The organism is Glutamicibacter sp. BSL13 (genome assembly GCF_052928425.1).
Genome location: NZ_JAVGCZ010000100.1, coordinates 1 through 9,562, shown reverse-complemented (window position 1 = coordinate 9,562; position 9,562 = coordinate 1). Strand labels below are relative to the sequence as shown.

9 protein-coding genes and 1 pseudogene are annotated in these 9,562 nt (G+C 68.0%); 4 read left to right on the top strand and 6 right to left on the bottom strand.

Annotation, left to right across the window (positions count from 1 at the left end; all coding sequences use genetic code 11):
* The 3 genes from RCJ92_RS13440 to RCJ92_RS13430 form a co-directional block, all read right to left on the bottom strand.
* Nucleotides 1–1,372, bottom strand: a 1,372-nt coding sequence (locus RCJ92_RS13440; RefSeq protein ID WP_446754810.1) for a DHA2 family efflux MFS transporter permease subunit, incomplete at its 3' end; no start/stop codon positions are given.
* A 45-nt stretch (nucleotides 1,373–1,417) separates the two neighbouring features.
* A complete protein-coding gene (locus RCJ92_RS13435) occupies nucleotides 1,418–2,422 on the bottom strand; it encodes a PhzF family phenazine biosynthesis protein (protein WP_343833827.1) in 1,005 nt (334 codons plus the stop codon).
* A 146-nt stretch (nucleotides 2,423–2,568) separates the two neighbouring features.
* Nucleotides 2,569–3,132 carry an AMIN-like domain-containing (lipo)protein gene (locus RCJ92_RS13430; protein ID WP_138176541.1) on the bottom strand — a complete coding sequence of 188 codons (564 nt, stop codon included), beginning with the start codon at nucleotides 3,130–3,132 and terminating at the stop codon, nucleotides 2,569–2,571.
* Between the two features lie 217 nt (nucleotides 3,133–3,349).
* Here RCJ92_RS13430 and RCJ92_RS13425 point away from each other — a divergent pair, with 217 nt between their 5' ends.
* Nucleotides 3,350–4,453: a mechanosensitive ion channel family protein gene (locus RCJ92_RS13425; RefSeq protein ID WP_054821715.1), complete on the top strand. Its 1,104-nt coding sequence runs from the start codon at nucleotides 3,350–3,352 to the stop codon at nucleotides 4,451–4,453.
* A gap of 160 nt (nucleotides 4,454–4,613) precedes the next feature.
* On the opposite strand, the gene RCJ92_RS13420 is transcribed toward RCJ92_RS13425, so the two are convergent.
* Together RCJ92_RS13420 and RCJ92_RS13415 are read right to left on the bottom strand one after the other, a co-directional pair.
* Nucleotides 4,614–5,282 carry a YqaJ viral recombinase family protein gene (locus RCJ92_RS13420; RefSeq protein ID WP_425459782.1) on the bottom strand — a complete coding sequence of 223 codons (669 nt, stop codon included), beginning with the start codon at nucleotides 5,280–5,282 and terminating at the stop codon, nucleotides 4,614–4,616.
* Nucleotides 5,283–5,388: 106 nt separating this feature from the next.
* Nucleotides 5,389–5,646 carry a thioredoxin gene (locus RCJ92_RS13415; RefSeq protein ID WP_138926743.1) on the bottom strand — a complete coding sequence of 86 codons (258 nt, stop codon included), beginning with the start codon at nucleotides 5,644–5,646 and terminating at the stop codon, nucleotides 5,389–5,391.
* A gap of 128 nt (nucleotides 5,647–5,774) precedes the next feature.
* Here RCJ92_RS13415 and RCJ92_RS13410 point away from each other — a divergent pair, with 128 nt between their 5' ends.
* The 3 genes from RCJ92_RS13410 (at nucleotide 5,775) to RCJ92_RS13400 (ending at nucleotide 9,195) form a co-directional block, all read left to right on the top strand.
* Nucleotides 5,775–6,497 (top strand): ABC transporter ATP-binding protein, encoded by a 723-nt coding sequence (locus RCJ92_RS13410; protein WP_446754809.1) that lies wholly within the window; start codon nucleotides 5,775–5,777, stop codon nucleotides 6,495–6,497.
* Nucleotides 6,497–7,849 carry an FtsX-like permease family protein gene (locus tag RCJ92_RS13405; protein WP_446754808.1) on the top strand — a complete coding sequence of 451 codons (1,353 nt, stop codon included), beginning with the start codon at nucleotides 6,497–6,499 and terminating at the stop codon, nucleotides 7,847–7,849. The genes RCJ92_RS13410 and RCJ92_RS13405 overlap by 1 nt, the downstream gene beginning before the upstream one ends.
* A gap of 305 nt (nucleotides 7,850–8,154) precedes the next feature.
* Nucleotides 8,155–9,195 (top strand): ABC transporter substrate-binding protein, encoded by a 1,041-nt coding sequence (locus RCJ92_RS13400; RefSeq protein ID WP_421014187.1) that lies wholly within the window; start codon nucleotides 8,155–8,157, stop codon nucleotides 9,193–9,195.
* A 14-nt stretch (nucleotides 9,196–9,209) separates the two neighbouring features.
* Here the strand turns inward: RCJ92_RS13400 and RCJ92_RS13395 are convergent.
* Nucleotides 9,210–9,562: pseudogene (locus RCJ92_RS13395) on the bottom strand (MBL fold metallo-hydrolase); the annotation flags it as partial.

The window sequence follows — 9,562 nt, the reverse complement described above, 5'->3', positions numbered from 1 at the left end:
GCAGGAAGTCGGGCAGCACCGCGCCCGGAGTCAGCTCCCCGGAGACATCGGGCAGCGGGGCGTCCGGGCCGGCCTGGGACTGCACCTGCGCCGAGATGCGCGACTGCATCATCACCGCGATCAGCGCCGAGCCGAGCACCGCACCGATCTGCCGGGTCGTGTTGTACACCCCGGAACCGGCCCCGGCGTTGGCCGGGCCCAGGTCGCGGGTGGCGGTCAGCGACAACGACGGCCAGATCATGGCCGAACCCAGCCCCTGCAGCACCGGTGGAAGCAGCAGCACCCACAGTGGGGTGTCGGCGTGCATCAGGAACGCGTAGCTGACGATGCCCCCGCCGAACAGTGCGAAGCCCGGGATCGCGAACTTGCGCGGGTCGTGGGCGGTCACGCGCTTGCCCACCCACGGTGCGCACACGGCCGAGACGATCGCCATCGGTGACATCAGCAGCGCCGCCTGGGTGGGGGTCAGTTCGCGCACCGACTGCAGGTAGAAGATCATCGGCAGGCTCAGCGTGGTGATGGCCAGGCCCATGAAGCTGATGCCCAGGTTCGCCAGGGAGAAGTTCCGGTCGCGGAAGAGGCCCAGCGGCACCAGCGGTTCCTTGGTGGTGCGCGACTGCCACCAGATGAACGCCGCGAACAGCACCAGCCCGGCAACGATCAGGTGCACCGAGCCGATCGGCCCGATGAACGGTTCCCAGTTGGTGGAATCCCCCTCCTGGATGCCGTAGACCAGGGCGAACATGGCCGCCGCGGAGAGGATCACGCCCAGCGTGTCGAAGGTCGGCGAGTGCGGCTGGAGCTTGGGCACCCAGCGCATCACCAGGATGAAGGTCAGCACGCCCACCGGCAGGTTGATGAAGAAGATCCACTCCCAGCCCAGGGTGTCCACCAGCAGCCCGCCGGCGATCGGGCCCACCAGCGAGGCCACCCCGGCCACCGCGCCCCACACGCCCATGGCCGCGCCACGGTGACGGTAGGGGAAGAGCCGGGTGATCATCGTCATTGACTGCGGGGACATCATCGCCGCGCCGAAGCCCTGCACGGCGCGGGCGGCAATCAGCGAGCCGATGCTGGGGGAAAGCCCGCACCAGGCCGAGGCGCCGGTGAACAGCACCAGGCCAATCAGATAGATGTTGCGCGGGCCGAAGCGGTCACCCAGGCGCCCGGTAATCAGCAGCGGCACCGCAAAGGTGAGCAGGTAGGCGCTGTTCACCCAGATGATCGCGGTCAAATCCGCGTGCAGCGCCCCCATGATGGCCGGCATCGCCATGGACACAATCGTGGTGTCCAGCAGGATCATGAAGAAGCCGATGACCAGCGCCCATAGCGCCCGCCACGCGGCCTTGGAGTCAAAATCGGGGGAAGTCACCTGCCAAGCTTAGACCCCTGCGGCCCGGCATGCCGTTCCCTGGGCCTAGGGTGAGGGGAATTCCACGTTGCCGCAGATCCGGGTGACCACATCCCCGCCCACCCAGATGCCGGTGCCGTCATTTTCCACGTGCAGGATCGCCGAACGCCCCACCCGGGTGCCCTGGCGGACGGTGTAGCGCTGCGGGGCCAGGGCCGCCTCGGTCAGCCACTGCCCGAATCCGGCGTTCAGCGAGCCGGTGGCCGGGTCCTCCTGGATCGCCTCGCTGGGCACGAAGGAGCGGGCCTCGAAGTCGGCCGGAGGCTGCAGCACCACCGAGCCGAAGCGCTCCTCGGAACGATAGCGGTCCGAGGCATCCAGCGGGCGCAGCTCCTCCCGGGTTCCGGACACGCGGGGCAGTACGCTGCCGCGCGGCTGCCAGGAACCAAAGGTGACGCTGGAGGAGGTGTAGGGCCCGATCACCCCCAGCTCCAGGCCCTCCAGGGCGGGGTAGTCCGGTTCGATGCCCAGCACCACGTCCGCATCGCGCAGCAGCAGCCCCACATGATTCGGCCCGTTGACCAGCCACTGGTGGGCGAGTACGTCCTTCGGGCTGATCCCCAGCCCGCTGATCGCCCACTGCAGCACATCGTCCTCCACCGGCCCGCTGCGCGTCAGCGGCGGGGCCAGGAAGGAAAGGCGGCGCAGGTGCTTCGCCCCGGCCTCCCGCTCGACGCGCACCTCGATCAGGCCCGCGGCGCACTGTTGGATCAGGTGCTCGTCGCGGGCCGGTTGCCCGCCGGCCTCCAGCCAGGCCTGGGCGGCACCCAGGGTGGGGTGCCCGGCGAAGGGCAGCTCCGTGCTGGGGGTGAAGATTCGGATGGAGTAGTCGGCCCCCGGCTCGGTGGGGGCAATGAAGAAAACGGTTTCGGACTGGTTCATCCACCGTGCGAAGCTCTGCATCGCCTCGGTGTCCAGCTCATCGGCGTCGAAGACCACGGCCAGCCCGTTGCCGCTGAAGGCGGTGGGCGCGAACACATCAACCTGCTGATAGGCGAAGACGGGGTTCATATATTGCATGGTGGCACATCCGTGCGCGCGGGTCAGCCGGTGTTACGCACTGAAGTGGGCGCATGACACCGGCTGACCCTTAGCGTTGCCGGCCCGCGGGCCGGAGGGGCAAACTGACAGCCGCCGGGTGACGGCCTACAGGCTGCCTACCAATGGTGGGCGACATCGATCACCAGCCGTGAACCGGTGCCCGGTCCATCCAGCGTGAAGGCCCGCATCGGCAGCCGGGCCCGGGTGGACAGGCCCCAGTCGGTTTGGCCTTCGAAGCTGCCCAGGTAGGCCAGCTGCCGGAAGGTGGTGTAGTCCAGGGAGCGGATCGTCGCCCCCGGGTTGTAGGTCGGCTGCCCCTTGGAGTTGTAGGCCGGGGCGTTGACCGTGATGGACAGCGTGGCCCCGCCGCGCAGCGTGACCTTCTTGCCGCTGCCCGGGGCGTAGAGCGCGTTGACGTACTTGACGGTGTACCCGGTCTTCTTGCCCGTCAGGTCGATGACCAGACGGTCGAAGCAGGCGTGGCGTCCGGTACGCACATCGTCAACGCTGGTGGATCGTGCATGGGTGGACACCGTCTTGGTCAGCGATCCCCAGTAGACGGTGGCGCATGCGGTGGCCGGCGACGCTGCCGGCACCGATACTGCAGTGGCCGATGGTGCCACTGTCATGAGTCCTGTTGCTATTATTGCCGCGGCTAATCCGAGCTTCTTGCGGCGCATTGCCCTCACCGGCTTCCCTTCTGTTTGAGCGCCTGGACCACAGCACAGTGATCCATGAAACCAGTACAGGTGGTGTGCCCCACGAAAACAAGGGACTGTTGGATTCGGCGCCCAAACGGTATCGGTTCGATACCTAGGAACTTTGCGCGGTTCCACGCTGGGCGTACATTCGGATGTCGCCCAGCAACGTTAAAGCCGACTGTGACATGCTGTGAACATGCTTCCCAGTCCTACTGCACCGATTGAAGACCTCGAAAGCAAAGTCACCGACGTTGTCGAAGCCTCCGGGTTCCTACCCGAATCGTTGCGATTCTGGGCGGTGATCGCGGTCGGGTTACTGCTGGCGGCGGTCCTGACCTTCGTGCTCAGCTTCGCGTTCACCCGGATTTTCCACCGCAGCCAGACCATGTCCAGCGACATTGCCGCCACCCGGCTGCCGTTCTTCGGCGCCCTGGCCGCAATTGTGGTCAAGAGCGCACTGCTGGCACTGCGCCGGGACCAGACCGGGTACCAGTTCTGGCAGTTCGCCTGGCTGGTCGTGCTGGTCACCTGCGTCACCTGGTTCCTGATCCGCCTGTCCAAGGGGATCGAGAACTTCATGCTGGAGCGGTTGCAGAAGAAGATCGGCACCGGACGCAAGCTGGCGAAGGTGGAAACCCAGATCGGGCTGCTGCGCCGGGTGCTGGCCGCGATCCTGGTGGTGCTGGCGGTCGCCGCGATCCTGCTGACAATCGAACAGGTCAGGGCGCTGGGCGCCGGTATTCTGGCCTCCGCCGGCCTGATGTCGGTGGTCGTCGGCCTGGCGGTGCAGACCCCGCTGTCCAATGTTTTTGCCGGCATGCAGGTGGCCTTCACCGACTCGATCCGCGTGGGCGACACCATCGTGGTGGAAGGCGAACGCGGCTCGGTGGAGGAGATCACCCTGAGCTACGTGGTGGTCCTGCTGCTGGACGGGCGGCGCATGATCCTGCCCTCCACCTACTTCACCACCACGCCGTTTGAGAACTGGTCGCGGCGCTCCACCGAGATCAGCGGCAACGTGGTGCTGGAGCTGAAGTGGAACGCCCCGGTGGACTACCTGCGCAAGCGCACCACCGAACTGCTGGAGTCCTCGGACCTGTGGGACGGGCGCAGCAACTCCCTGGTCGTGACCGACGCGGTCGGCGGGCTGCAGACCGTGACCATCTATTTATCGGCCCGCAACGCCGGAGACCTGTGGGACCTGCGCAACATGGTGCGCGAAAAGCTGCTCGCGGAGCTGGTGGCCGACTACCCCGAAAGCCTGCCCGACCCGCGGATCCAGCCCGAGATCGGCTCCTAGCTGCATCCGGCCGGCCGCAGCTGAGGACGGCGCCCGCAGCCTGTGCTGCCGGCGCCGTCGCTCTTTAACGCCCGTGCAGCCCTGGGCGGCAGAGCGTGGGTGCGCCGCTGTTCGTTAAGGGCAGGGTCCGGCGCAGGGGGCAGCGGCGGAAGCAGGACGCCTAGAGGCGCAGGGCGGCCGGACCGTAGTCGTCGAGCTGCTGCTGGCGCAGGGTGCGGCGGCGCAGCTCGTCGATCAGCGACCCCGCCTTGGCGATCAGGTCCGCGATCATGGTGTCATCGCGCTCAACCCAACGGAATTCGGGCACCGCGTTCAGCGGGATGAAGTTCTCGTGCTGTTCCCACACGAACAGCGTGCGTTCGGCGCCGATCACGTACTGCTGCCACAGGATCTGGCGCAGGTAGTGGCGCGGAACCCGGTTGAAGGGCTTGTTCGTGGTCTTGATTTCAGCCAGCACCGGGGTGCCCTGGGCATCGAAGCCCAGCCCGTCCGGGGTGGCCAGGTGCAGGCGGTTCTCCCGGGAATGGAACAGCTGGCTGGAGGGGAAGATGTTGAAGTTCTCCAGCACCCAGTTGGCGATCACCGGCTCGCGGCGCCGGCCGTGCTCGGTGTAGGGGTTGCCGGAAAAACCGGAACCGTACAGCTTGTCCCAGGCCGCGGACTTGATGGAGCGTTCGGTGGACAGCTTGGCCACGTCGGTGGCGGTGATGCCCTGTGAGCGGGCCCGCAGCCATTCGATGCGGTTCGACGAATCGGCCAGCACCCGCTGGAAGCACTCATGCCCCGCAGGGGACCCGACCGGCGAACCAAGGGAAGAAGCAACACTCACCCGTCCCATTGTTCCCCATCCGGGGGCCGAAACCCGGCTTCGGCGGGGTGCGAGTCGCACCACCCGGGATCCGGGGACGCGTCACACCGGCGGGCCAGCGCCGGACCTAGAGGTGCTCGGCGACCGCTGCCAGCAGCTGGTTCACGGTGGGCACCGATTCGGCGCGCAGCAGCTGGCGGTCCTCATCCAGCAGCCGGATCACCGGGGTGGAACTGATCCCCAGCTCCCGGCCCAGCTGCCACTGGGCCACCACGTCGACCTCGCGCACCTCCAGCGCCGGGACCAGCTCCGCCACCCGGCGCACCACCTGGCGGGCACGGACGCAGGGGGCACAAAACGGCTGGGTGTAGAGTTCCAAAACCATGGTGCGCCCAGCATACCCGGGCGTTGGCCCGGCCCGCCGTGAGTGCTACCACGGTAGGAGAAAACGGGCGGCGTTTTTCGCCCGCTCGGCCGAGGACGCGGTGGGTGCGCGGCTGGAAAGCTGGGATCATGCTTGAAAATACTGCTGTTCTCAGTGCCCGGGCCCTGACCCGCTGCTACGGTTCGACCACCGCCCTGGACGGGGTGGACCTGGACGTGGCGCGGGGAGGCTCCCTGGCCATCATGGGGCCCTCCGGATCCGGGAAGTCCACCCTGCTGCACACCCTGGCCGGGATCGAGGCCCCGAACTCCGGGTCCGTAACCCTGGCCCTGCCCGGCCGAGCCCCGGTGGAAATCACCGGCCTGGGGGAGGGGCAGCGCTCGAAGCTGCGCCGTGAGGCGTTCGGCTTCGTCTTCCAGTCCGGGCTGCTGATCCCGGAACTGACCGCGGAGGAGAACGTGGCGATGGCCCTGCTGATCAACTCCACCCCGCGCCAGCGGGCCATCGAACTGGGCCGCCAGGCGCTGATCCGGATGGGGCTGGCCGGCATGGAGCAGCGGCGGATCGGTGAACTGTCCGGCGGGCAGGCGCAGCGTGTGGCGATCGCCCGCGCCCAGGTCACCGGCGCCCAGCTGATCTTCGCCGATGAGCCCACCGGTGCGCTGGATTCGGCCACCGGGGCCGAGGTGCTGGACGCGCTCTTTGCCGGCACCGTCGCCGAAGGCAAGACCCTGGTGATGGTCACCCATGACGAACAGGTCGCCTCCCGCTGCGACCGCGCGGTGCGCCTGCTCGACGGGCGGATCGCCAGCGACTCGCTCTCCGGCCAGGCCGACGGGGTGTTGCGCTGATGAACTCGCTGTATCTGGCCTGGCTGCTGGGGCGGCGCACCAGCGGGCGGCGCGGGCCCTTGCTGCTGACGATCACCAGCTACGCGGTGGTCACCGCCCTGGTGCTCACCGTGGTCGGCGGAGCGCTGGCATTCCGCCAGCTGCCGGCCGACGCCCAGGGCACCTACCTGTCCCTGGCCGCACTGGCGGTCATGCTGCTGATCATCCCGTTGCTGGTGCTCGGACGGGCCGCGGCCCAGCTCTCGGCGCGCAGCCACGACCGGGCCCTGTCCTCGCTGCGCCTGATGGGCGCCACCGGCGGGCAGGTGCGATGGATCAGTGTGCTGCAGGCGGTGGCCGCGGCGATGGCCGGCGCGGTGCTGGGCGTGGGGCTGTATTACCTGCTGGCCCCGCTGGTGGGGCTGATCCACTTCCAGGGCCGGGCGCTGGGCAACGCGGTCTACGCCTCCGCGCTGGTGGTGGTCGGGGTGCTGCTGGCGGTGGCGGTGCTTTCGGTGATCAGCTCACTGATCGGGCTGCGCAAACTGGTGATCACCCCGCTGGCCGTGCGCCGCCGCGCACTGACCCCCAAGCCCCGCTGGGTGCGTGCCCTGATCGCCCTGGGCGTGCTGGTGGTGCTGTACAACGTGTTCACCTACCTGGATGTCATCGCCCGGGATCTGGCCACGATGCTGGTGATCCTGGTGCTGGGCATGGGAATGGGGCTGGGCGTGATGAACCTGGTCGGCCCGTGGCTGGTGGCCATGGTGGGCCGTGCCAAGCTGCGCAAGGCCCAGGACGGGGCGCAACTGCTGGCGGCCCGGATGATCCTGGAATCCCCACAGCAGGCGTGGCGCCAGGTCTCCGGCGTGGCGATGGCCGCCTTCATCGCCGTGGTCGGCGGCACCGGCGCGGCGATGATGCAGCTGACCGGGGACACCGGCAGCGCCGGATGGGAGCAGCACCTGGGCCAGGACGTGCTGAGCGGGGTGCTGCTGACCCTGGCGGTGAGCTTCATCTGCGTGGCCGCCTCCAGCACGATCACCCAGGCCGCCGCCACCCTGGACCGGGCGGACCTGTACCACGGGCTGAACCGGCTGGGCATGCCCTACGAACTGATGAACCGGGCCCGGGTGAAGTCGGTCATGATCCCCACCCTCACCGCGGCCATCGGGTTTGGGCTGGCCTCCCTGGTCCTGGTGTTCCCGCTGGCCGGCATGGCCCTGATCATGCAGCCGCTGACCGTGCTGACCGTCTGCGTCGGGGCGACCGGCGCCGGGCTGCTGCTGGTCCGCCTGGCGATTTCCGTTGCCGCCCCGCAACGCCTGCTTTCGGCCGGGGAGCGCGGCGGGATCCACGCGCTCGCCGAATAGGGCGGGCATCGGGCAGGCCCGGAACGGGTCGGCGGCGGGCATCGGGCTGCCGCCGATCCGTTCCCTTAGCGTCTGACGGGGCGGTTCCGGGTTGGGGCGCAATATTTGTTCATCGGCGCCGGTGGCCGCACCGCACCGGAAATCCGGGGCTGGCGGAAACCCACTCGAAGCTGTGGCCTGAATTACAGTTGACGCGTGTTGTCTAATGAATGCGGCACCGAGTAATGTTGCATCCGGTCCAGGTATGGTTTGCCTAACCAACCTTGGCCGGTTTTTGGTCCCTTGCTACTGCAGATGGAAACAAGATGAAACTAACTCGTCGTCATACCCTGGTCGCCGCGGCGGCCGCCACCGCGCTGGCCCTGACCGGCTGCGCCGCGGACACCGCGAAGGATGCGCAGCAGAGCAGCGCTGCCGCCTCCGGCCCGATCACCATCGAGCACATCTATGGGGAAACCACCTTCGACCAGGTGCCCGAGGACATCGCCACGATCTCCTGGGTCAATGCCGACGCCCTGCTGGCCCTGGACACCGTTCCGGTCGGCATGGACAGCGACATCTGGGGGCAGAACGCCAACAACTCGACCGACTGGAAGGACGCCAAGCTCAAGGAGCTGGGCGCGCAGATCGGCTCCGAGAACGCGCCGACGCAGTTCTCCGTCGCCGACGGGATCGACTTCGAGGCGATCGCCCAGGCCAAGCCGCAGGCCATCTTCGCCGCGTACTCCGGGTTGACCAAGGAGGAGTACGACAAGCTGTCCAAGATCGCTCCGACCGTGGGGCCGATCGAGGCCAACTACCTGACCAGCTGGCAGCAGACCACCGAAGCGGCCGGCGAGCTGCTGGGCAAGGACGAGCAGGCGCAGCAGCTGATCAAGGACCTGGAAGGTGAGTTGGCCGGGCAGGCCGAGAAGTACCCGGTCTTCAAGGACACCAGCTTCATCGCCGGGGATTTGTCCCAGCCCAAGACCATCAGCCTGTACGCCGGGGAGGACAACCGCCCGCGCTTCCTGACCTCGCTGGGCATGAAGCAGGCCGAAGTGGTCACCCAGAACACCCCGGAAGGCTCCTTCTACTTCGAATGGTCCCCGGAGAAGGCCAATGAGCTGAAGTCAGACATCTTCTTCGCCTCGGTCGCCTCGGGCACCACCGTGCAGGACGCGCTGAAGAGCAACGAGCTCTTCGCCCAGATCCCGGCCTCCAAGACCGGCGGGCTGGTGGCCATGGAGAACGACCAGCAGGTGCTTTCGGTCTCCGCGGCCTCCCCGCTGTCCCTGTCCTGGGCCATCGACAACGTCGTGCCGAAGCTGGCCGACGCCGCCCAGAAGGCCGCCGAGGCCAAGTAGCGCCGCGTTTGCGGCTAGGAGTTGATCGCCAGGTAGTGCAGTTGCGCCTCAAGCGAATGGGTTGCCGCGCCGACAAGGCGCGGATCAAGGTCGGGGTACACCAGGTCCAGCAGTTCAGCGGGCGTGGCGTGGACCCCGGCCTTGCCCAATGCGCGCAACCCGGCACGCACCTGCTCCAGGCGCTGTTCGCGGTGCTGCCGGTAGGCGGCGATCAGCGCGTGCGACCCGGCATGCTGCGGCCCGTGGGCCGGATGCAGCGGCAGGTCCGGCAACCCGGCCAGGCGCTGCAGCGAGTCCAGGTAGTCCACCAGCGTGCCGTCCGGGTGCTCCAGGATGGTGGTGCCTCGGCCCAGGATCGTGTCCCCGG